Source organism: Burkholderia sp. L27(2015) (assembly GCF_009765705.1).
Classification (GTDB): domain Bacteria; phylum Pseudomonadota; class Gammaproteobacteria; order Burkholderiales; family Burkholderiaceae; genus LMUX01.
On record NZ_LMUX01000008.1, the window covers coordinates 39,038 to 61,098 of the forward strand.

A 22,061-nucleotide genomic window follows, 5' to 3' on the forward strand; every position below is an offset into this window, starting at 1 on the left:
AAAGGAAACACCATGACTCCCACTCTCGATATCCTCACCTACGGCGAAGCAATGGCCATGTTCGTCGCCGCCGAAACCGGCCCGCTTGCCGCGGTCGGCCAATTCACCAAACGCATCTCGGGCGCCGACCTCAACGTGGCGATCGGCTTGTCGCGGCTCGGTTTCAAAGTCGGCTGGATGAGCCGCGTAGGCAACGATTCGTTCGGCCAGTATGTGCGTGACACGCTGAAGAAAGAGGACATCGATCAAGCGTGTGTGAGTACCGATGAATGCTATCCGACCGGCTTCCAACTGAAGTCGAAAAACGACGACGGCAGCGACCCTAGCGTCGAATATTTCCGCAAGGGTTCGGCCGCGAGCCACTTGTCGTTGACCGACTACGTCCCCGCTTACGCGCTCGGCGCGCGACACCTGCACCTCACCGGTGTTGCACCCGCGATCTCCGCGTCGTCGTGCGAACTGGCATTTCATCTCGCCCATGAAATGCGCGCCGCCGGCAAGAGCATTTCGTTCGACCCGAATCTGCGCCCTACGCTGTGGCCGACTCAAGCCGCCATGATAGAGACGCTGAATGCGCTCGCTACGTTCGCCGACTGGGTCCTGCCCGGTATCAGCGAAGGGCTGATACTCACAGGGCACAAGCGCCCGGAAGACATCGCACGCTTTTATCTGGAACGCGGCGCGCGCGGTGTGATCGTCAAGTTGGGCGCAGCCGGAGCTTATTACCGCACCGCGGATGCCGAAGGTGTCGTTCCCGCTCAGCCGGTGGCCAAGGTCGTTGATACCGTGGGCGCGGGCGACGGCTTCGCGGTCGGTGTGGTCAGCGCCCTACTCGAGGGACGCACACTGGTTGACGCGGTCGCCCGCGGCCACCGCATCGGCGCGCTCGCGATCCAGGTGATCGGCGATTCGGAAGGGCTACCGACGCGCGCAGAACTCGACGCACTGGAACAACAACCGAACCCGCCGTCGAACGACGCGACCAGCGATAGAGCCGCGACGCCCTCGGCCCTCGCCGACACAGCAACCCCAGTTCACCCCCTAAACCAGATGCCGGCAAGCGCCATAACCAACACCCCCGACGCTTGACCGCACGCCCCGCGCGCGCCGCCAACCGGCGCCGCTCATCCCTACCCAGGAGACAACCATGAAATCAACGCTCGCGATACGCCGCTGGTGGACGATCATGCCGATCGTATTCATCACCTATAGCCTCGCTTACCTCGATCGCGCCAACTACGGCTTCGCCTCGGCCGCCGGCATCAATCGCGACCTGGGCATCAGCCAGGGCCTGTCGTCACTGATAGGCGCGCTGTTTTTCCTCGGCTATTTCTTTTTCCAGATTCCGGGCGCGATCTACGCGGAACGCCGTAGCGTTAAAAAACTCGTGTTCGTCAGCCTGGTGTTGTGGGGTGGCTGTGCGGCGCTGACCGGCATCGTGAGCAACATCGCCTCGCTGATCGTCATCCGCTTCGTGCTGGGTGTAGTGGAAGCGGCGGTCATGCCTGCGATGCTGATCTTGATCAGCAACTGGTTCACCAAGAGCGAACGCTCGCGCGCCAATACCTTCCTGATCCTCGGCAACCCGGTGACCGTGTTGTGGATGTCGGTGGTGTCCGGCTACCTGGTGCATTCGTTCGGCTGGCGTCACATGTTCATCGCGGAAGGCGTTCCGGCGATCATCTGGGCCGTGTGCTGGTGGTTCCTGGTGCGGGACAAGCCCGCTGAAGTCACGTGGCTGTCGCAATCGGAGAAGGACGCTTTGGCGGCTGCACTGCGCGCCGAGCAAGCCACGATCAAACCGGTGCGCAACTACGGCGAAGCGTTCCGCTCGCCGGCGGTCGTCAAGCTGGGCGCACAGTATTTCTGCTGGAGCATCGGGGTGTACGGCTTCGTGCTGTGGCTACCGTCGATACTCAAGAACAGCTCCACGCTCGGCATGGTCGAGACTGGCTGGCTGAGCGCGCTGCCCTACCTCGCCGCGACGATCGCCATGCTGGCCGCGTCGTGGGCGTCCGACAAGCTCGAGCGCCGCAAGATATTCGTCTGGCCGTTTCTGTTGCTGGGCGCCGTGGCGTTTGCGGCCTCCTATGCGGTCGGCTCGACGCACTTCTGGGTATCGTATGCGCTGCTGGTGATTGCGGGTGCATCGATGTATGCGCCGTATGGACCGTTTTTCGCGATCGTGCCAGAATTGCTGCCCAAGAATGTTGCCGGCGGCGCCATGGCGCTGATCAATAGTATGGGCGCACTAGGCTCGTTCGTCGGTTCGTACGTGGTCGGCTACCTCAACGGCGCGACCGGTTCGCCCTCGGCGTCATACGCGTTCATGAGCATCGCGCTGATTGCCGCTGTGATTCTTACGCTGGCCGTGAAGCCCCAGCCGTTACAGGCACCCGCCCTGGCGACCGGAATGCAGGGAAAATAATTTGATGAAGAAAACCGTCGTTGCTTATAAACCGCTGCCGCCCGACGTGCTCGACTATTTGCGCGCGCACGTCGAGGTAGTGCAAGTCGATGCCGCGCAGCCCGGAGCACTCGCGGCCGCGCTGAAGAACGCCGACGGTGCGATCGGCGCGAGCGTCCCGTTCACGCCGGAGATGCTGGCCGGCGCTGGGAAGCTCAAAGCGTTATCGACGATCTCGGTCGGCTTCGATAATTTCGACGTCGCCGATCTGACGCGTCGCGGCATCGTGCTGACGAACACGCCGGACGTGCTCACCGAGTCGACGGCGGACACCGTGTTCGCGCTGATTCTGGCGAGCGCACGACGCGTGGTCGAGCTGGCGGAGTGGGTCAAAGCCGGCGATTGGACGCATAGTGTGAGCCCCGAGCGTTATGGCGCAGACGTGCAAGGCAAGACCCTGGGCATCGTCGGCCTGGGACGCATCGGCGGCGCCGTTGCGCGGCGCGCAGCGCTCGGCTTTCGCATGCGCGTGCTCTACACCAACCGGCACTCAAATCCGCAGGCTGAACAGGCGTACGGTGCGCAGCGCGTGGAACTCGCCGATCTGCTGGCGCAAGCCGATTTCGTTTGCCTGCAGGTGCCGTTCACTCCCGAAACGCATCACCTGATAGGGGCTGCCGAGCTGGCTGTGATGAAGAAAAGCGCGATCCTGATCAACGCGGCGCGCGGCGCCATCGTCGACGAAAACGCGCTGATCGAAGCCCTGCGCGCGGGTACGATACGCGCGGCGGGACTCGATGTATTCGAACAGGAACCGCTGCCGGTAACGTCTCCTCTGCTGGCTATGCCTAACGTCGTGGCGCTGCCGCATATCGGCTCGGCGACGCACGAAACGCGCTATGCGATGGCGCGTTGCGCGGCCGAAAACATGGTCGCCGCGCTCAACGGCACGTTGGAACACAACATCGTCAATCCAGAAGCCCTCGCGCGCAGCGCCGGCCAGTCATGAACATCGAGCCATGAACACCGGACACACCGCACGGCGCGCCACGATCAATGACGTCGCGCGCGAAGCCGGCACGGGGAAAACCAGCGTTTCTCGCTACTTGAACGGCGAGCTGGAAGTGCTGTCGTCCGACCTGCGCGAGCGCATCGCCGACGCGATCCGCCAACTCAACTATCAGCCCAACCAGATGGCGCGCGGGCTCAAACACGGCCGCAACCGGCTGCTCGGGCTGCTGCTTGCCGACTTGACCAATCCCTACTCGATCGGCGTGCTGCAAGGCATCGAGGCCGCCTGCCATGCGTTGGGCTATATGCCCATCATCTGCCATGCGGCAAATGAAGTCGAAATGGAACGCCGTTATGTGCAATTGCTGACCACCTATCGTGTGGAAGGCGTGATCGTCAATGCGCTCGGCGTCAAGGAACAAACGCTGCGCCCGGTTGACGATGGCGGTATCCCCGCCGTGCTCGTGGACCGTGCGGTCGAGCGGCTCGGTGCGGACATGGTCGGCCTGGACAATGACGCGGCGGTGCGACTCGGCACGCAGCATCTCCTGGAGCGAGGCTTCGACGAGATTCATTTTGTTGTGCAACCGTTTGAACATGTGAGCTCGCGTCGATTGCGCGAAGCCGCGTTTCGCGACGTCTTGCGGGCCAGCCCAACCATTCTGGGCGACACGCTGGTGCTTGACTTGGATGATGACGCCGAGCTCGAACGTGCGCTGACCGTACTCGACCAGCGGATCGTAGCGGCTCGCGATGCAGGCAGGCGCATTGCGTTTTTTGCGGCGAACGCGCCGGTCGCGCTACGGATAGCGCTGCGCATAGCGCCACCGATTCGGCCAGGTACGAGGCCGCATACAGCGCTGCCCTTGAACAATCATGACGGCGCCAACGGGCAAGCCGACGTCGCGCTGATTTCGATCGACGATCCGGAATGGGCCGATCTCGCAGGCATCACGACGATACGTCAACCGACCTACGAGATCGGTTACCGAGCCGTGGAATTCCTGCATGAGCGTATCGATGGTGCCAAGCACGCAGCGCGTGAGTGTCTGCTGCCCGGTGAGCTTATCGTGCGCGCATCGACTCGCGGATAGACCTGCGCTTATCTCTCAGGTAGCCAACGGCGCAACGCCTGCCACGCATCGAGCTTTTGCGCATAAGCCAATGTATGAGCCGGACTGCTGGAAGGCAGCGTTATCAACTCAATCTTGCCGACATCCTGCCCTAAGGCCCGAATTCCAAGCTTGGCCGCCGTACCGCCATTGAACGCGATCGCAGCGAGATTGGGCAAGGAGCCGACAAGCTGTACGAGATCGTTACTGGCATGGTCGCGTATACGGCTATCAAGACTTCCAACGCGACGGGCTTCAGCAACAACATCCCATAAACCAACTTGATGCTTGAGCAAGGTATCGAGCCGCGCCGGATAGTCCATGCCAACCAAATCTCGTTCGATCACATTACCGACAAGGAACCAAAATTTGTTTTGCGGGTTCGCGTAGTACTGGCCGTGGGCTAACGACACCTCGCCCGGCAGACTGCCCAGAATCAATATTCGTGTGTTGGCATCTACGACCGGTGGGAAACATCGCTTGAACGTCATGCGATACGCCTTTTGTCACGACACACGATATTTGTGGAGGCAGTGACCAGCACCAAATAACCAGGTGCCCATACCGTCATGTCTTATGCGCAGGTGCTTGCTCGGGAAATCCCAGTTTGTCCAGGAATTGGCCGACAATGGGTGACCACACGTCTACGCCTTTGCCAAACAGGTAATGCCCATTTGTTCCAAATGGGGGGAGTAGATGAAACTCGGCATTGCCGCCCGCCTTAACGAATGCGTTATGCCAGGCTTGGCTATAAGCCGGGCCGAAGAAAAGATCGTTCTGCGCGTAGAGCCACAGCATGGGAACTTGGGTGGTCGCACCGAAGCGAGAGTACATGTCCTCGAGCCGATTACCCTCGCACGGGACGCCCGGATGCTTCAAAGGATCGCCGCCGGCACCGCCAGCAAAATTGATGGCGGCAATCAGACCCGGTGGATTCTGGGCCGCGCTTGCCGTTGTCGCATAACCGCCCACCGATACACCGACCATGATGGCTCGCTTCGGGTCCACATAGGGCAGTCGATCAGCGTAGGCCAATACCGCCAATATTTCAGTGCTGGCCGCTTCTGCGGTCACCTGGTAGTACCTGTTATTGCAGGAGCCGCTATCCTCCGGATCAAACGCCGTTCCCATCTGCCCGTAACCAATACGGGTTGGCACAAAGACCGCAAAGCCGCGGCGCAGAAAAAAGCGCGCTTGCTCAATATACGAGAACTTCGGTGGGTTGACACGATCCGAGCCGCGTCCGTGATTGATGATGACAATCGGGAAAGGGCCATCGCCGTCCGGTTTGTATTGGGTGATGAGAACCTTCCCCGTCTCCTGCGTGGCGAAGCGGTCCTTCACCTTGACGTCGATGGAAACCTCCGATTCATGCATATTTTTCGGAATTTCTTGTGCCAGTACGCTGGACGAAAACAGGTAACAACACAGCAGTAGGAAGTAGCGCATGGATTTTTGTTTTAAGTAGGAAAGCGATACGGGCAAACCGGCTAACGGCTTCGAGACGAGCCGTCGTCACCGCATGGGGAACGGCGCTTATTCTATCCGCTTATGCGACCAGAGCGTAGGCAGGAAGCACTCCGTCACCATCAACGGAGCGCCTGCGCGCATGAAAATCGAGCGCCGCGCAACCAGTCGCGGATGCGCATACGACCCGCTATGCGACGCCAATGCCGCTTGCGCGCAGCGATATAGCGGCGCGCGAGCCGTCAGCAGGCAACTGACCAGCGGCGAACGGCTGACGGTCGGGTCGGCGTACAGCAGTTCCGCGAGCGGACGCGTACCCAACGCCCGCATCGCCCGCCACACGCCATAGCTCGCCGGCAACGGCGCTACGCTATGCGCCGCGACGAAGGGCACGCCATCGACACTCAACACGACCTCGCGCACCCACACCGGCTCGCGCGCCGTCAGACCCAGGCAAGCCGCCTCATCGCGCCACGCCAAGTCGACAGCCTCGCGCACCACCCGCACCTCAACCAGGCCCAACTTGCCTAAATGCCGAGTCAACGAACCGGAGCGCGTGAGCCAATCCTTCTGCGCACGCGTGAGCAGCGCTTTAGGGCGCACGCGCCAACGTGCGCGCGCCGCATCGTAAGCGTGCCGCATGCGTTACGCGACAGCGCCCAGCAACAGGGTATTGGCCCGCTTCACGTAGCTCGCCGGATCTTCCAACGTGCCGCCTTCAGCCAGCAATGCCTGTTCGTACAGCAGATGACACCAGTCGTCGAAGCCATCCTGCCCGGCCTTCAGGCGCTTCACGAGCGGATGCTCGGGATTGACCTCGAGGATAGGCTGCGCTTGCGGCGCATTCTGGCCCGCAGCCTTGAGCATGCGCTGCAAATAGCCGCTCATGTCGCCGTCATCAGCCACCAGGCATGAGGGCGAATCGGTCAGACGGAATGTCAAACGCACGTCCTTGACGCGGCCCTTCAAAGCCTCTTTCATCGATTCGACCAGGGGCTTGAACGACTCACCCACTTCTTCCTGCGCTTTCTTTTCCTCATCATCCAGCGCGCCCAGGTCCAGGTCGCCGCGTGCCACGCTGGTCATCGGCTTGCCGTCGAATTCCTGCAGGAACGACAGCATCCACTCGTCGACGCGATCGGTCAGCACCAGCACTTCGACGCCCTTCTTGCGGAACACTTCGAGGTGCGGGCTGTTGCGCGCGGCCTGCCAGCTTTCGCCGGTCACGTAATAGATCATCGTCTGGCCTTCTTTCATGCGACCGACGTAATCCACCAGCGAGACAGTCTGTTCGGCGCTGTCGACGTGCGTGCTGGCAAAGCGCAGCAACTTCAGAATGCGTTCGCGATTGGCTTGGTCTTCGCCCACGCCTTCCTTGAGCACTTGCCCGAACGCCTTCCAGAACGTGGTGTATTTTTCCGCCTGGTTTTCCGCCAGATCTTCGAGCATCGACAGCGTGCGCTTGCCCACGCCATCGCGGATTGCCTTCACATCACGGCTTTCCTGCAGGATTTCGCGCGACACGTTCAGCGGCAGATCGTTGGAGTCGACCACGCCGCGCACGAAGCGCAGATACGTGGGTAACAATTGCTCCGCATCGTCCATGATGAAGACGCGCTTGACATAGAGCTTCAGGCCGCCACGCTGACTGCGGTCCCACAGATCGAACGGCGCGCGCGCCGGCAGATACAGCAACTGGGTATATTCGCTGCGCCCTTCGACCCGGTTGTGGGTCCACGCTAGCGGTGCTTCGTGGTCGTGACTCAGGTGCTCGTAGAAATGGATGTACTGGGCATCGTCGATTTCACTTTTCGAACGGGTCCACAGCGCGCTGGCCTGATTGACGGTTTCGTCCTCGTCCTTGAGCACCTGCTCGCTCTTTTCCGCGTCCCATTCTTCTTTTTGCATCAGGATCGGCAAGGCGATGTGATCCGAATACTTCTGGATGATCGACTTGAGTTTCCAGGTGGACAACAACTCGTCTTCGCCTTCGCGCAAATGCAGCGTGATTGCCGTGCCGCGCGCCGCGCGTTCGATGTTCTCGACCGTGAACTCGCCATCACCGCTGCTTTCCCAGCGCACGCCCTCGCTTGCCGGCAAGCCGGCGCGGCGCGATTCCACCGTGATGCGATCGGCGACGATGAAGCCCGAGTAAAAGCCCACGCCGAATTGACCGATCAGGGCCGCATCTTTTTGATCGTCGCCCGAGAGTTTCTGGAAGAATTCGCGCGTGCCCGAGCGCGCGATTGTGCCCAGATGCGTGACGGCGTCGTCCAGGCTCATGCCGATACCGTTATCGGTAATCGTCAACGTGCGTTTCTCGCGGTCGAAGCTGACGCGAATTTTCAGTTCCGTATCGTTTTCGTAGAGTGCGCCATTGGCGATCGCTTCGAAGCGCAGCTTGTCGGCCGCGTCGGAAGCGTTCGATACCAGCTCGCGCAGGAAAATCTCTTTGTTGCTGTACAGCGAGTGGATCATCAGGTGCAGGACCTGCTTGACCTCTGCCTGAAAGCTCATTGTCTGTTGCGACATGGAACGGACCTCTTCAAGTCATCAATGGAAATGGGGAGCTAGAGCGGCGCACATGCCAAACCCTGCGCCTAGCCCTGCGCTGACAGGGGAAATGGGGGCGGCGCGGCGATTTTCAAGAGGGCTGCGGCTCCAAGAGGGCCGCCGCCGGGCGTGGCGGGATTTTCGCTCTTCTTCCGGTTACCCGCAGTTACTCTCACTCAGTTACTCTCACGCAGTTACTCTCAATCACGCACGTTCTAGCTGGCGTGCCAGGAATGCTAACAGACCGGCGTCGCCGCAATTGGCGACATTGAACCGCATCCAGGTCGAAACGCTCTGCTGCGGCGAAAACAGGCTGCCCGGCGCAAGGAAATAACCTTCTTCGTGACCCGCGGCGACCATCGCGGAGGTGTCGACACCGGCGTCGGCCCAGATGAACATGCCGGCGCCTGGCGAGCCAAACAGCCGGAAACCGAGTTTCTCCAGCGCGCGAGCGGTCTTGTCGCGCACCAGGTCGAGCCGGCTGCGCAAGCGTTCGACGTGACGCCGATAGTGCCCTTCAGTCAGCACTTTGAACACCACCCGCTCATTGATTTCGGGCGAAGTCGCGCCCACCAGCATTTTCTGGTCGCTCAGCGCCTTGATGATCGGCGCAGCAGCCGCCACGAAACCGACCCGTAAATTGGAGGCCAGCGTTTTCGAAAAGCTGCCCAGATAAATCACCCGCTTGAGCTGATCGAGGCTGGCCATACGGGTAGCGGCATAACCCGGCGGGCAGAGATCGCAATAGACGTCGTCCTCGACCACGATCATGTCGAATTCCTCGGCCAACTGCAGGATGCGGAACGCCTGGCGCGCCGTAAGCGATGTGCCGGTAGGATTCTGCAGCACCGAGTTGAGCACCAGCATTTTGGGCCGCCAGGTGCGCACCAGCGTCTCGAACGCTTCGAGGTCCAACCCATCCGGCGTATAAGGCACGCCGACCACGCGCGCGCCTTGCGAGGCGAAACGCCCGAACATCTGGAACCATGCCGGGTCACCGACCAGTACGGTATCGCCCGCTTGCACGTATAAGCGTGCGATCAGGTCGAGTGCCTGGGTAATGCCGGACACGGTCAAGATCTGCTCCGGCGAGACACCGATCTCAAGCTCGGCGAGCCGCGTTTGCAATTGTTGCCGCAGCGGGAAAAAACCCTGCGGCGTGCCGTGCATCAGCAGTTGGGCGCCAGATTGTCGCGCCAGCGCACGCAAGGCATTGGCGAGCAGCTCGCCGTCGAGCCAGCGATTGGGCAAAAAGCCCAGGCCCGGTCCTTTTTCCGGCGTCGCGGTATGCAGCATGTTGCGCAGCAACCAAAGCACGTCGATGGCGCTGTCCACCGGCGCCAATCGCGCTTGATGCGTCACCGGCGCGGCACGCTCGCGCACATAGAAACCTGAGCCGCGCCGTGAATCCAGGTAGCCGTGGGCAACCAGACGCTCATACGCCTCGACCACAGTGAACCGCGAGACGCCCTTGTCCTCGGCCAATTTGCGTATCGACGGCATGCGCATGCCGGGCCGGAACACGCGCTCATCGATGCGCCGGCGCCCCCATTGAACCAACTGGTCAACCAGGGTCAATTGCGCCGATTCGACGGGCGCCGGAATTTGATCGGTATTTACTGACATGGCTTAGACCCCTTGCCGGCCGGATAACTGTACTGAAAAGTATTTAGTAGATTGTACCGTTACTGTTCTGGTCGATCCCGGTAAATTCAGTCTTGGCAGAATCGAATTGCAGCGGTTCGTGCGGGCTCCTGCATGATTGCAAACTTATGTTAAAAATCACGCAGTTTCGATAAACGCAGTTTCAATATAAAAAATGACGTTATTTTCCGACGCCTCGCAAGCCATCCAATTCGATCATCTGGTAGTGATCGCCGACACGCTGGACGCCGGCGTACGCCACGTGGTCGACGCGTTGCAAGTCGAGCCCGTGCCCGGCGGACAACATCCAGGCATGGGTACGCACAATCAATTGCTGAACGTGGGCGGTGGCCTCTACCTGGAAATTATCGCGATCGATCCGCAGGCGGCGGCACCGCAGCGTGCACGTTGGTTCGGACTCGATCAGTCCACGGTGCAAGCACGCCTTGAGAGCGGTCCGTTTCTCGCGCATTGGGTGGCGCGCGTACAACGGCCCAAACAGCTTGCACGCTGGCAGAGCCAATATCCCGGTCGGATCGCGCCAGTGCTGCCGATGACACGCGGCGACTTCGCGTGGCAGATCAGCGTTCCCGATGACGGTAGCCTGCCTGGCGACGGTCTGCTGCCGACGCTGATCCAGTGGCAAACGCCTCTGCATCCGTCGCAGCGTCTACCGCAAGCCCTGGTGTCGCTGCGTAGTCTGCGCGGCTTCCATCAGCGCGCTGCGCAATTGCAAAGCGAACTGACCTGGCTAGGCGCGGCGCATCTACTGACGATCGAGCCCACGCTGGTCGAGTCCAGCCTGGTTGCCGAATTCGACACGCCCACCGGCGTACGAGTCCTCAAATAGCGGCGCCGCATGGCGGTTACACCGCCGGTAGCGGTAGCCGCTGCGAGGATTTACCGAAGAATATGTACCGACAACGCGAACAAGCACGAATCTAGCGAGCACACCTGATTATGGAAAAACGCGATTTGCAGGGCATGCTGCTGGGGCTGATCGGCGTGATTGTCTTTAGCCTGACCTTGCCGATGACGCACATTGTCGTGCGTGAAATCAACCCGATACTGAACGGTTTGGGACGCGCCTTGCTCGCCGCCGTTCCCGCCGCGTTGCTATTGTGGCTGCGGCGCGTGCCGCTACCCACGCGCGCGCAGCTCAAAGGCCTCGTGCTGGTGTCGGCTGGCGTGATCGTGGTCTTTCCGGTCTGCACCGCCTGGGCGATGCAGACCTTGCCTTCGGCCCACGGCGCGGTTTTGATGGGGCTGCAGCCGCTATGCGTGGCGCTGTACGCGGCGTGGCTGTCGCATGAACGGCTGTCGCGGCGTTTTTGGGTTGGTGCGCTTGCCGGCAGCGTGCTGGTGATCGGGTTTGCGTTGCGCGCTGGCGGTGGCGCGCCGCAAGTCGGCGATCTGCTGATGCTCGCGGCGGTGGGCGTGGGCGCGCTCGGTTATGCCGAGGGCGGCCGGCTGGCGCGCGAGATGGGCGGTTGGCAAGTGATATGCTGGGCGTTGGTCTTATCCGCGCCGTTTCTGCTCGCGCCCGTAGCGTGGCTGGTCCATGTCCATCGAGGACCGATTTCGCAGCAAACGTGGCTCGCGTTCGGATATGTCACCGTGTTTTCGCAATTTATCGGCTTTTTTGCCTGGTATGCGGGGCTCGCGATGGGCGGTATCGCCCGCGTCGGGCAAGTCCAGCTACTGCAAATATTTTTTACGCTGGGTTTTTCCGCGCTGTTTTTCGGCGAACATGTCGAACCACTAACTTGGGTTTTCGCCGCAGCCGTGATCGTATGCGTCGCCTTCGGGCGTCAGACCAAAGCGGCACGTACCGGCGCCCCGAGCGCCTTAGGCGCAAGTTAAGCCCGGTTCACAGCCCGAGCCACAGCTACAGTCACTGCCGCTGCAACGGTATCTTTTTTCAGAGGTAATTGTTATGCACCACGATGCTTTGTCCACGCCGAACTGGCAGCTCTCTGAACGCGCTCGCAAATTGACCAGCTCGGCAATTCGCGAATTGCTCAAGGTCGTCGAGCGCCCTGAAGTAATTTCGTTCGCGGGCGGCCTGCCCTCGCCGGCTACGTTTCCGGTGGCGGAAATCCGCGCGGCGGCTGACCGCATACTGCGCGACACGCCCACGGCTGCATTGCAATACAGCCCCACCGAAGGGTACCTGCCGCTGCGCGAGTGGATCGCTGCGCGCCACTCCCAACCCGGCGCGGAAGTCGATCCGTCGCGCGTGCTGATCACCACCGGCTCGCAGCAAGCGCTCGATCTGCTCGGCAAGGTATTGGTCGATCCGGGCAGCCGTGTGCTGGTCGAAACGCCGACCTATCTCGGCGCGCTGCAATCGTTCTCGCTCTATGAGCCCGAGTATGTCTCGCTGCCGACCGACGAACACGGCCTGCAACCCGAGCTGCTGACTCAAGAAATGACCCAGGGCGCACGCCTGCTCTATGCCCAGCCGAATTTCCAGAACCCGACCGGACGCCGACTGCCGCTCGAGCGTCGACGCGCGTTGGCGGATCTCGCAACGCGCAGCCCGTGGCCGGTCATCGAAGACGACCCGTATGGCGCGCTGTGTTATGGGTCAGACCCGCTGCCCACGCTGTTCTCGATGGCCCCGCAGCACATTGTCTATCTCGGCTCGTTTTCCAAAGTACTGGCACCCGGGTTGCGAGTGGGCTACCTGATTGCGCCGCCCGGCTTGCACTTCAAATTGGTGCAGGCCAAGCAGGCGAGCGATCTGCATACGCCCAGCCTGAACCAGCAGATCGTGCATCAAGTCGTGCACCAAGGGTTTCTCGATCACCATGTGCCGCGTGTGCGGGAACTGTACAAGCACCAATGCGAAGCGATGCTGGCCGCGTTGAAACGCACCATGCCGGCGGGCGTGAAATGGAACCGGCCGGAAGGCGGCATGTTCATTTGGCTGAATCTGCCGGCCGGCGTGGACAGTGCGGAGCTGCTGCGCGCCGCACTGGACGCCAACGTGGCGTTCGTGCCTGGTGCGCCGTTTTACGCAAACGCTGCCGATGCGGCGCAGGCCAGCGGCACACTGCGTCTGTCGTTCGTGACCGTGCCTGAGGAGCGCATCAACGCCGGCGTCGAACGCTTGGCAACGCTGATTGCCGCACGGCTCACCTGACGGGTGACGCCTGCGGGTGCGCCCGATCAGTGACGCCTGACATTAGGCAATACGTTAAAATTCCAGCTTCGCTTCAACTTCAAGGACGCACACCATGACCTCCCCGACCGTTTCCGTGTACGACACGCTCAAGTCGCTGGGCATCGAATTGCCGGCCACCGCCGCACCGGCTGCTGCTTATGTGATGAGCGTGCAAACCGGCAATACCGTTTTTGTCTCGGGCCATATCGCCAAACAGGATGGCCGCGTGTGGGCCGGCAAGCTCGGTGAAGACCTCACCACCGACGACGGCCGCCGCGCAGCCCGCAACGTAGCGATCGACCTGATCGCCACACTGCATGCTCACACTGGCGATCTGAATAAAGTCACGCGCATCGTCAAAGTGATGAGTCTGGTCAATTCGATGCCCAACTACACCGAGCAACATCTCGTGACCAACGGCGCTTCCGAATTGTTCGCCGAAGTATTTGGCGCTGCGGGCAAGCATGCACGCTCGGCCTTCGGCGTCGCGCAAATTCCGCTCGGCGCGTGCGTCGAAATCGAGCTGATCGCTGAAGTGTCCGCCTGATCCGCCAGCGTTCCTGTCCCTAACCGCCGAGTTCCCACGAGGGCCGGCGGTTTATGTCGCGCATTCGTTTATCCGAACTATCCTCTATTCCTAAAGCGTTGACCTTTGAGTACTATGGGACGTGATCCCATTTATCGAAGGCCGAGCCGATGTTGTCGTTTCGGTTGCAATAGCCGGGCTGCGCTAAGCTGAAGAGCGCACCACAGCCCAGTCTTTTCGATCCGGAGCGAACGTATGCCGCACGGCAAGACGGACGAGCCCGCGCAAATCGCGACAGAGTTTGCATTAGGGCAATCACCGAGGGTCGCCGGTATGGCTACCCGGCGGCGCAGCGGCTCGTCGCGCAAACTCGCCTTCTTGCTGATACCGGCGCTGGGATGCGCGGTAATCATACTGCTGTGGGCCGTGATCATTACGCGGCTCTCGATAGAGCGCGACACGGTCGCGCGCGATGCGGTGGCCGAAGCCGGTGTGCTGTGCGCCGCGCTCGAACAGCATACGATCAAGGCGCTGCTGCAAGTCGACCAGATCACGCGCTTCGTCAAATACGAATACGAAAGAACCCCGGGCAATTTCGACCTGTCGCGCGCGGTCGACACCGGCGTCGTGCCCAGCGACACGCTGGTGGAAGTCGCCCTGATCGATGAACACGGGAAATTGTCGGCCACCACGGCCACCGCTGATCCGGCACCACTGGACTTGTCAGATCGCGAACATTTCAAGGTCCATCAGAACAGCCGCGAGGATTTTCTCTACGTCAGCAAACCGGTATTAGGCAGGGTGTCGCACCATTGGACCCTGCAGGTCACACGCCGCCTCAACCATCCTAACGGCTCGTTCGCAGGTGTCGTCGTCGTGTCGGAGGATCCCTCGTATTTCACCAGCGACTTCTACAACGACGTTGCGCTCGGCCGCAATGGTGTAATCGCGGTGCTAACCGACGATGGAAATATTTTGTCGCGACGCTCGGGCGATGCTCAGACCAACCCGGCAGAGGTCAACCCGGTCACGAATTATTCGAATAGCCAGCGTGTGTCCGGCATACACGACGATCCCGTCGATGGCGTGCGCCGCTTCGTCTCTTATCGACGTCTCACCGGTTACCCGTTGGGCGTGTTGGTCGGTTTGTCGGAAGTCGACGAGATGGCCGATTACCGACGCACCCGCAACGTTTATCTGCTGATGGCGTCGTTCGTCTCGCTCGCGATGGTGGGATTCTTCGCGGTGGCCATAGGCTTGATAGACAAGCAGTGGACACGCGAGCGCGATATGGTCGAGTTGGTCGAAACCGACCTGCTCACCGGTCTGCCCAACCGGTTCCAGGCGCTGCAATTCCTGCGCGAGGTGATCTGCGCCGAGAGCGTCGGTCGCTTGGCGATTCTGTTTATCGATCTCGACAACTTCAAGACGGTCAATGACACGCTAGGCCACAACGCCGGCGACATCGTGTTGCAAATTACGGCCGAACGCTTGCGCGAAACGACCGGCCGCGACGGCTTGCTGGCTCGTATCGGCGGCGACGAATTCGTGATCGTGCTGCACAGCACGCCTGCACAAGCAGAGGCTGACGCGATACGGCTCGCCGAACGCGTGGCGCGAGCGCTGCGCCAACCGTGCGATGTGCGCGGTAGCTCCTTTGTATTGCGTGCCAGCATCGGCGTCGCCCTGCATTCCAGCCCGACCGAAAGTGAAGTCGACCTGCTGAAAAAAGCCGATTTGGCGATGTACAGCGCCAAGAACGCCGGCAAGAATTGCTATCGCTTTTACTCCCCCGAACTGGCTTACCATGCCGACCGGATGATGCGCTGGGAACGCGAGCTGCGCACGGCAATCGCGGAACGCCAACTGATGTTGGTGTATCAGCCGAAAATCGATCTGGCCACACGCCGGATCACCGGTTTCGAAGCGTTACTGCGCTGGAACCATCCGCAGCAAGGCATGATCAGCGCCGTCGAATTCATCGCTATTGCCGAGTCCAACGGCCTGATCGGGCCGATCGGCGAATTCGTGATGGAGCAGTCGTTCGCACAGTTGCGCTTGTGGCAGCAGATTGGCTACCGTGACCTGACGTTGGCGATCAATATTTCGCCGGTGCAATTCTGGCGCGGCGATATTGTCGCGGCCGTGTCGCGCTGCATCCGCGAATACGGGGTGCCGGCACATCTGGTCGAGTTGGAAATCACCGAGACCGCGATGATGGAACACACCGAACTGGTTTCGGAACGCGTTCACGCACTCAAGCAACTGGGGGTGCGTATCGCGCTCGACGATTTCGGCACCGGCTATTCCTCGTTGTCGTTTCTGAATCGCTTTGCCGTCGATACGCTCAAGGTCGATAAATCGTTCGTGCAAGGCATTCCGCACGATGCTCAGGCCTGCGTCATGGTGGCGGGCGTGATCAAGTTGGCCCAGTCGCTGGGGCTCAAGGTCGTCGTCGAAGGGACGGAAAGCGAAGATCAGATCGAGTGGCTGGCCGCCCTGGGCCAGATCGAAGCGCAAGGCTACCTGTTCTCGAAACCGGTGCCGGCAAGCGGCGTTGCCAGGCTGGTGGAACGCTTCGGTATCAGTCATCCCGAAGAGGCGCTATAGGGGGACCGGCCTATTTGACACGGCCGCCGCCGTGCGTGGTGCGTGCATGCCGCGCGCTATGAGGGCGTTGCGTGAGCTGCAGCCCCCGTACTTAGGCAAATACCGCCAAGGCTATCGTAACGATGCCCAGCACCAGATTGACGCTGACCCATAGTCGGATTTTACCGAGACGCAGCGCGCCTTCCGTCCAGTTCTGGCTTTGCACGGCACGACGCAGCTTGGGGAAAATGCCGAAGCGGATGTGCCCGAACAGCAGCATCATCACCACGCCGACACCCGCCATTGCCTTGACCGTCCAAGGCGCGTAAGCGCCATAACGCGCCATCATCAGGCCGCCCGAGATCAGGATTGCGAGCACCGAGACGCCGACCCACAAGAAAAATCGCCCCAACACGCTTTCCATCAAAGGGAGGCGGATCTGGGGTGTGAAGTCGGCCAGCGCGGGACGCAGGAAGAAATGCGCGAACAGCATTCCCCCAACCCACACGGTCACGCCGAGGATATGAAGAAACAAGGCGATTTCAAACGTGTAATTCATCCGACTTTCCTTTTAATGAGCGCGGCCGCGACCTCAAGCGGGCGCGCATCGGCGTGGGGGCATGCACAAGCAACAACGCGGGCAACAGCACAGGCAAAGGCGAAAATACGGCGCCCCCTGACAGACCTGCGCCGACTGCTTTCGTTGCAATCGGTTTGGATAAAATTGAGACTAGCCGTTGCGACGGTTCAATTCGCCGGCAAAACCGGACGCAACGCCTGCACGACAAACTTGACCGCGCTGACGCGGCCACGCCGGGCTCGCTTGCCCACATGCGCCTGCAGCGCCTCGCCCGACAGCACCGCATCCTGCGCCTTACCGCCACGCCCGGTGCCGCTGAGCACCACCCCGGCGGCTGCAATCGGTACCGCTTGCAGCAACTTCTGCGTGTCGTCGAGCGCGATCAGCGTCACCCCTCGCCCACCGCCCGACAGCGCTTTGAGCTCGTCGAGCCCGAATACCAGCAGGCGGCCATCGTCGGCCAGGCAGGCCACCTGACGCGCGGCATCCCACAACGGCATAGGTGTGAGCGGCCGAGCACCAGCATCGACGGTCATGAAGGCCTTCCCTGCCTTGACCCGGCTGACCAGATCCGACATGCGTGCCGTGAAACCGAAACCAGCGTCGGTCGTGAGCAGCAACTGCTGCTCCGCCGGCGCCGCATAGAAATGCAACAGGCTAGAACCGCTCTCCAATTCGATCAACGACGTGACCGGTACGCCGTCGCCGCGACCGCCCGGTAATTGCGCAACCGCGACCGAATAAACCCGGCCGTTGCTACCCCACGCAACCAGGATATCGGGTGTACGACACTGGAACGCACCGTACAACGCGTCGCCCGACTTGAAGACAAAACTGGCCAGATCGAGCCCATGACCTTTTTGCGTGCGCACCCAGCCGCGTTGCGAGACGATAACCGTAACCGGTTCATCGACCACCCGCACCTCGAACGTGGCGCGCTTCTCCTGCTGGATCAAGGTGCGGCGTGCATCGCCATACAGCTTGGCATCCGCCTCGATTTCCTTGATCAGCAAACGCTTCAACGCACTGTCGCTGCCTAGCAGATCTTCGAGTTTCTGCTTTTCGCCGCGCAGTTCGCCAAGTTCCTTTTCCAGCTTGATGCTCTCCAGACGCGCCAATTGCCGCAGCCGGATTTCCAGGATGTCGTCGGCTTGCCGTTCGCTCAAACCGAAGGCCTGCATCAGCGCCGGCTTGGGTTCGTCGGCTTCGCGAATGATGCGGATCACTTCGTCGATATGCAGAAAGACGATCAGCCGGCCTTCCAGGATATGGATGCGCTCATTGACCTTGTCGAGACGGAACTGGCTGCGACGCGTCACGGTCACGTACCGGAACGCGATCCATTCGCGCAAGATATCGATGAGCGCCTTCTGACGTGGCCGTCCATCGCCGCCTATCATCACCAGATTGAGCGCCACCCCCGATTCCATCGAGGTTTGCGCGAGCAGCGTGGTGACGAATTCGGCCTGGTCGATACGGCTTGATTTCGGCTCGAACACCAGGCGCACCGGGGCATCCTTGCCCGACTCGTCGCGCACCGCATCGAGCAGTGCCAGCATGGTTTGCTTGGTCTGCAACTGATCTTGCGTCAGTGCCTTTTTGCCGAGCTTGATTTTCGGGTTCGTCAGTTCTTCGATTTCCTCGAGCACTTTCTGGCCCGACGCATTGGGCGGCAATTCCGTGACGACCAGTTGCCATTGGCCGCGCGCCATCTCTTCGATCTTCCAGCGCGCCCTGACCTTCAGGCTGCCGCGGCCACTTTCGTAGGCGGCGGCAATTTCAGCTTCGCTGGATATGAGCTGCCCGCCGCCCGGAAAATCCGGACCCGGTATCAGCGTCATCAATTCGGCGTGACTGAGCTTGGGGTTGCGGATCAGTTCGACGGCCGCAGCGGCCACTTCGCGCAAGTTGTGCGAAGGAATCTCGGTGGCCATCCCCACCGCGATACCCGATGCGCCGTTGAGCAGCACCATGGGCAAGCGCGCCGGCAGCAGCTTCGGCTCTTCGAACGAGCCGTCGTAATTAGGCATGAAATCGACGGTGCCCATGCCGATTTCATCGAGCAACAGTTTGGCGATCGGCGTGAGGCGCGCTTCGGTGTAGCGCATTGCCGCTGCGCCGTCACCATCGCGCGAACCGAAATTGCCCTGGCCGTCGATCAACGGGTAGCGCATCGAGAACGACTGCGCCAAGCGCACCAGCGCATCGTAGGCCGACTGGTCGCCGTGCGGATGATACTTACCGAGCACGTCGCCCACCACCCGCGCCGACTTCACTGGCTTGGCGTCGGACGACAGGCCCATCTCGTTCATCGCGAACAGAATGCGCCGCTGCACCGGCTTCTGGCCATCGCACACATCGGGCAAGGCGCGTCCCTTGACCACGCTGATCGCGTAATCCAGATACGCGCGTTCGGCATAGACGCCCAGCGTCAGAATCTCGCCTTCTGCCGGGGGAATAAAATCGATGTCCTGTTGTTCCATAGTGTCTTGGTCGAGCTAAAGCTCAGGCATACATTAATGTTGGGACTAGCATGTTAGGACCGGCGCGCGCTTGCGCGATGATATCGAGCGCAGCGCAAGCGTGGGTTGCCACCGCAACCGCAGCAACCGTGGCTGCCACGCGGCACCGTTCAGATATCGACTTCGACCAGGTTGCCCTTGTCTTCGAGCCAGCCGCGCCGCGCCGACGCTTCGCCCTTACCCATCAGCATATTCATCATCTCGGCCGTGGCGTCGTTATCGAGTTCCCCGAGCTGGATCGGCATCAGGCGACGCGTGTCCGGGTTCATCGTGGTATCCCACAACTGTTCGGCTGACATTTCGCCTAGTCCTTTGAAGCGGCTGATCGACCACTGGGTTTCGCGCACACCGTCCTTGCTCAATTTATCGAGTATGGCTTCGAGCTCGCCGGTATCGAGCGCGTAGATCTTTTGCGCCGGCTTTTTGCCGCGTGCCGGCGCGTCGACACGGAACAGCGGAGGCCGAGCCACGCACACATGACCGAGATCGATCAATTGCGGGAAATGGCGATAGAACAAGGTCAGCAGCAGCACCTGAATATGCGAGCCGTCGACGTCCGCGTCCGAGAGGATGCAGATCTTGCCGTAGCGCAGATTCGACAGATCCACCATATCGCCGCGGCTGTGCGGATCGACGCCAATCGCCACCGCGATATCATGAACTTCATTATTGGCAAATAGCCGATCGCGCTCGGTTTCCCATGTATTGAGCACCTTGCCGCGCAACGGCAGGATCGCTTGAAACTCCTTGTCGCGTCCCATCTTGGCCGAACCGCCGGCCGAATCGCCTTCGACCAGAAACAGCTCATTGCGGCTGATGTCGGTCGATTCGCAGTCGGTGAGCTTGCCGGGCAGCACGGCCACGCCGGAGCTCTTGCGCTTCTCGACTTTTTGACCGGCGCGCGTGCGCGCCTGGGCCTGCTTGATCACCAGATCGGCGAGCTTCTTGCCGTGTTCGACGTGCTGATTCAGCCACAACTCCAACGCCGGCCGCGTGAACCAGGACACCAGCCGAACCGCATCGCGGCTATTCAGACGCTCTTTGATTTGCCCTTGGAACTGCGGGTCGAGCACTTTGGCCGAGAGCACGAACGAGACCCGCGCAAACACATCCTCGGCAAGCAGCTTCACGCCCTTGGGCTGTAGATTGTGTAATTCGACGAAACTCTTGACCGCCTGATACAGGCCGTCGCGCAAACCCGATTCATGGGTACCGCCCGCGGGCGTCGGAATCAGGTTGACATAGGACTCGCGCAGCAGCGGCCCTTCTTCGCTCCACGCGACGACCCACGCCGCGCCTTCGCCATCGGCAAAGCCTTCCTCGCCATTGCGCGAGGTGTCGGCCGAGCGCTCGCCTTCGAACAGCGGAATCAGCGTCTCGGCGCCGTCCAGGCCTTCGAGCAGGTAACCGCGCAGACCATCCTCATAGCGCCAGGTCTGCCGTTCTCCGGTTTTTTCGTGCAACAGCACCACTTCCACACCAGGCAGCAACACCGCTTTGGAGCGAAGTAGACGCTGCAATTCGCTGGTAGGCAAGTTGCCGGAATCGAAGTAACTGGTGTCGGGCCATGCAGTCACCCGCGTGCCGGACTTCTTGTCGCTGCGGCTGGCCGGACGAATTTCCAGCGGCTGGACCACGTCGCCGTTGGCAAAACCCAGGGTCGCCACTTTGCCTTCGCGCCAGACCACCACATCGAGCCGCTTGGACAAGGCATTCGTCACCGACACACCGACTCCGTGCAAACCGCCCGAGAAGGTGTAAGCGCCACCGGCCGCTTTATCGAACTTGCCGCCCGCGTGCAGCCGGGTGAAAACGATTTCGACGACCGGCACCCCCTCGTCCGGGTGCAAACCGAATGGGATGCCACGACCGTCGTCCTCGACGCTGACGGAGCCGTCCGCGTGCAGGGTCACCATGATCTGCTTGCCGTGTCCGCCCAGCGCCTCATCGGAAGCGTTGTCGATCACTTCCTGAATGATGTGCAGCGGATTTTCGGTGCGGGTGTACATGCCTGGCCGCTGTTTGACCGGCTCCAGGCCCTTGAGAACCTTGATGGATGCTTCGCTATATGCAGAAGTAGGCTGTTTTTTCGACATGGATGAACGATTCAAATCCCTTTAGCCAAGCGATCGTTGGCGCGGGTCGCCTTGCTGGCCGCGCCGCCCGCCGTTCGATGGCTAAACATGAAAACTAGTAGAGGCGAAGGATGAACCCTGAGCCGCGACGCCGTCAACGTCTTTTTCCGGCGCGCTCGCCCAGGCCACACACGCCGCCGGACGCACCGCCTGGCGCCTCGCTTGACGCCTATGAGCGCCTGCAACGGTATGAGCATACAGCTATGCCGTCATCCACTATTTTTTCCTGGCCAATCGGGGGAGGAAATCGGGCTGCGCCGACCCTACCTCTCGCCCCAAGTCAGGTTTATACCGCGTCTGTTATGTCATTTTTGAGGCGGCTGGCCTGAGCGGCACTGATACGCTG

General features: G+C 61.0%; 16 protein-coding genes and 1 pseudogene. 9 read left to right on the forward strand and 8 right to left on the reverse strand.

Going from position 1 to position 22,061, the window contains the following annotated elements:
- Positions 1-12 precede the first annotated feature (12 nt).
- From GSQ77_RS03170 to GSQ77_RS03185, 4 genes are read left to right on the forward strand one after another with little or no spacing between them, the layout of a single operon-like run.
- On the forward strand, positions 13-1,089 hold the full coding sequence (locus GSQ77_RS03170; protein WP_158898980.1) for a sugar kinase: 1,077 nt from the start codon (positions 13-15) through the stop codon (positions 1,087-1,089).
- Positions 1,090-1,147: 58 nt separating this feature from the next.
- On the forward strand, positions 1,148-2,428 hold the full coding sequence (locus GSQ77_RS03175; RefSeq protein ID WP_158898982.1) for an MFS transporter: 1,281 nt from the start codon (positions 1,148-1,150) through the stop codon (positions 2,426-2,428).
- A gap of 4 nt (positions 2,429-2,432) precedes the next feature.
- A complete protein-coding gene (locus GSQ77_RS03180) occupies positions 2,433-3,416 on the forward strand; it encodes a D-glycerate dehydrogenase (RefSeq protein WP_158898984.1) in 984 nt (327 codons plus the stop codon).
- A gap of 10 nt (positions 3,417-3,426) precedes the next feature.
- Positions 3,427-4,512 (forward strand): substrate-binding domain-containing protein, encoded by a 1,086-nt coding sequence (locus tag GSQ77_RS03185; protein ID WP_158898986.1) that lies wholly within the window; start codon positions 3,427-3,429, stop codon positions 4,510-4,512.
- Between the two features lie 8 nt (positions 4,513-4,520).
- Here the strand turns inward: GSQ77_RS03185 and GSQ77_RS03190 are convergent, their stop codons facing one another.
- The 5 genes and pseudogenes from GSQ77_RS03190 to GSQ77_RS03210 form a co-directional block, all read right to left on the reverse strand.
- Entirely contained in the window at positions 4,521-5,021 is a 501-nt protein-coding gene (locus GSQ77_RS03190; protein WP_158898988.1) for a DNA-deoxyinosine glycosylase, read from the reverse strand.
- 76 nt (positions 5,022-5,097) lie between these two features.
- Positions 5,098-5,979 (reverse strand): dienelactone hydrolase family protein, encoded by an 882-nt coding sequence (locus tag GSQ77_RS03195; protein WP_158898990.1) that lies wholly within the window; start codon positions 5,977-5,979, stop codon positions 5,098-5,100.
- Between the two features lie 102 nt (positions 5,980-6,081).
- A pseudogene (locus GSQ77_RS03200) lies at positions 6,082-6,639 on the reverse strand (chorismate lyase); the annotation flags it as partial.
- A gap of 3 nt (positions 6,640-6,642) precedes the next feature.
- Entirely contained in the window at positions 6,643-8,529 is a 1,887-nt protein-coding gene (gene htpG, locus GSQ77_RS03205) for a molecular chaperone HtpG (RefSeq protein WP_158898994.1), read from the reverse strand.
- Positions 8,530-8,754: 225 nt separating this feature from the next.
- Positions 8,755-10,176, reverse strand: a complete 1,422-nt coding sequence (locus GSQ77_RS03210) for a PLP-dependent aminotransferase family protein (protein ID WP_158898996.1) — start codon at positions 10,174-10,176, stop codon at positions 8,755-8,757.
- 193 nt (positions 10,177-10,369) lie between these two features.
- Between GSQ77_RS03210 and GSQ77_RS03215 the strand changes: the two genes are divergently transcribed.
- The 5 genes from GSQ77_RS03215 (at position 10,370) to GSQ77_RS03235 (ending at position 16,499) form a co-directional block, all read left to right on the forward strand.
- Entirely contained in the window at positions 10,370-11,044 is a 675-nt protein-coding gene (locus GSQ77_RS03215; RefSeq protein ID WP_158898998.1) for a VOC family protein, read from the forward strand.
- 110 nt (positions 11,045-11,154) lie between these two features.
- Positions 11,155-12,057 (forward strand): DMT family transporter, encoded by a 903-nt coding sequence (locus tag GSQ77_RS03220; RefSeq protein WP_158899000.1) that lies wholly within the window; start codon positions 11,155-11,157, stop codon positions 12,055-12,057.
- A gap of 73 nt (positions 12,058-12,130) precedes the next feature.
- Complete coding sequence (locus GSQ77_RS03225) at positions 12,131-13,342, forward strand: PLP-dependent aminotransferase family protein (protein ID WP_158899002.1); 1,212 nt, start codon at positions 12,131-12,133, stop codon at positions 13,340-13,342.
- 94 nt (positions 13,343-13,436) lie between these two features.
- Entirely contained in the window at positions 13,437-13,910 is a 474-nt protein-coding gene (locus GSQ77_RS03230; protein WP_158899004.1) for a RidA family protein, read from the forward strand.
- 312 nt (positions 13,911-14,222) lie between these two features.
- Complete coding sequence (locus GSQ77_RS03235; protein WP_158899534.1) at positions 14,223-16,499, forward strand: EAL domain-containing protein; 2,277 nt, start codon at positions 14,223-14,225, stop codon at positions 16,497-16,499.
- 91 nt (positions 16,500-16,590) lie between these two features.
- On the opposite strand, the gene GSQ77_RS03240 is transcribed toward GSQ77_RS03235, so the two are convergent.
- From GSQ77_RS03240 to GSQ77_RS03250, 3 genes are all read right to left on the reverse strand, one after another.
- Positions 16,591-17,037 (reverse strand): CopD family protein, encoded by a 447-nt coding sequence (locus GSQ77_RS03240; RefSeq protein ID WP_158899006.1) that lies wholly within the window; start codon positions 17,035-17,037, stop codon positions 16,591-16,593.
- A 188-nt stretch (positions 17,038-17,225) separates the two neighbouring features.
- The gene (gene parC, locus GSQ77_RS03245; protein ID WP_158899008.1) at positions 17,226-19,541 is read right to left on the reverse strand and encodes a DNA topoisomerase IV subunit A; all 2,316 of its coding nucleotides are present in this window, start codon (positions 19,539-19,541) and stop codon (positions 17,226-17,228) included.
- Between the two features lie 149 nt (positions 19,542-19,690).
- On the reverse strand, positions 19,691-21,676 hold the full coding sequence (locus tag GSQ77_RS03250) for a DNA topoisomerase IV subunit B (RefSeq protein ID WP_158899010.1): 1,986 nt from the start codon (positions 21,674-21,676) through the stop codon (positions 19,691-19,693).
- Between the last annotated feature and the right edge of the window lie 385 nt (positions 21,677-22,061).

What these genes read in the sequence shown, in the direction of transcription:
- GSQ77_RS03170 (WP_158898980.1), top strand. Translation starts at nt 13, where the DNA reads ATGACTCCCACTCTCGATATCCTCACCTACGGCGAAGCAATGGCCATG.
- GSQ77_RS03175 (WP_158898982.1), top strand. Translation starts at nt 1,148, where the DNA reads ATGAAATCAACGCTCGCGATACGCCGCTGGTGGACGATCATGCCGATC.
- GSQ77_RS03180 (WP_158898984.1), top strand. Translation starts at nt 2,433, where the DNA reads ATGAAGAAAACCGTCGTTGCTTATAAACCGCTGCCGCCCGACGTGCTC.
- GSQ77_RS03185 (WP_158898986.1), top strand. Translation starts at nt 3,427, where the DNA reads ATGAACACCGGACACACCGCACGGCGCGCCACGATCAATGACGTCGCG.
- GSQ77_RS03190 (WP_158898988.1), bottom strand. Translation starts at nt 5,021, where the DNA reads ATGACGTTCAAGCGATGTTTCCCACCGGTCGTAGATGCCAACACACGA.
- GSQ77_RS03195 (WP_158898990.1), bottom strand. Translation starts at nt 5,979, where the DNA reads ATGCGCTACTTCCTACTGCTGTGTTGTTACCTGTTTTCGTCCAGCGTA.
- htpG (WP_158898994.1), bottom strand. Translation starts at nt 8,529, where the DNA reads ATGTCGCAACAGACAATGAGCTTTCAGGCAGAGGTCAAGCAGGTCCTG.
- GSQ77_RS03210 (WP_158898996.1), bottom strand. Translation starts at nt 10,176, where the DNA reads ATGTCAGTAAATACCGATCAAATTCCGGCGCCCGTCGAATCGGCGCAA.
- GSQ77_RS03215 (WP_158898998.1), top strand. Translation starts at nt 10,370, where the DNA reads ATGACGTTATTTTCCGACGCCTCGCAAGCCATCCAATTCGATCATCTG.
- GSQ77_RS03220 (WP_158899000.1), top strand. Translation starts at nt 11,155, where the DNA reads ATGGAAAAACGCGATTTGCAGGGCATGCTGCTGGGGCTGATCGGCGTG.
- GSQ77_RS03225 (WP_158899002.1), top strand. Translation starts at nt 12,131, where the DNA reads ATGCACCACGATGCTTTGTCCACGCCGAACTGGCAGCTCTCTGAACGC.
- GSQ77_RS03230 (WP_158899004.1), top strand. Translation starts at nt 13,437, where the DNA reads ATGACCTCCCCGACCGTTTCCGTGTACGACACGCTCAAGTCGCTGGGC.
- GSQ77_RS03235 (WP_158899534.1), top strand. Translation starts at nt 14,223, where the DNA reads ATGGCTACCCGGCGGCGCAGCGGCTCGTCGCGCAAACTCGCCTTCTTG.
- GSQ77_RS03240 (WP_158899006.1), bottom strand. Translation starts at nt 17,037, where the DNA reads ATGAATTACACGTTTGAAATCGCCTTGTTTCTTCATATCCTCGGCGTG.
- parC (WP_158899008.1), bottom strand. Translation starts at nt 19,541, where the DNA reads ATGGAACAACAGGACATCGATTTTATTCCCCCGGCAGAAGGCGAGATT.
- GSQ77_RS03250 (WP_158899010.1), bottom strand. Translation starts at nt 21,676, where the DNA reads ATGTCGAAAAAACAGCCTACTTCTGCATATAGCGAAGCATCCATCAAG.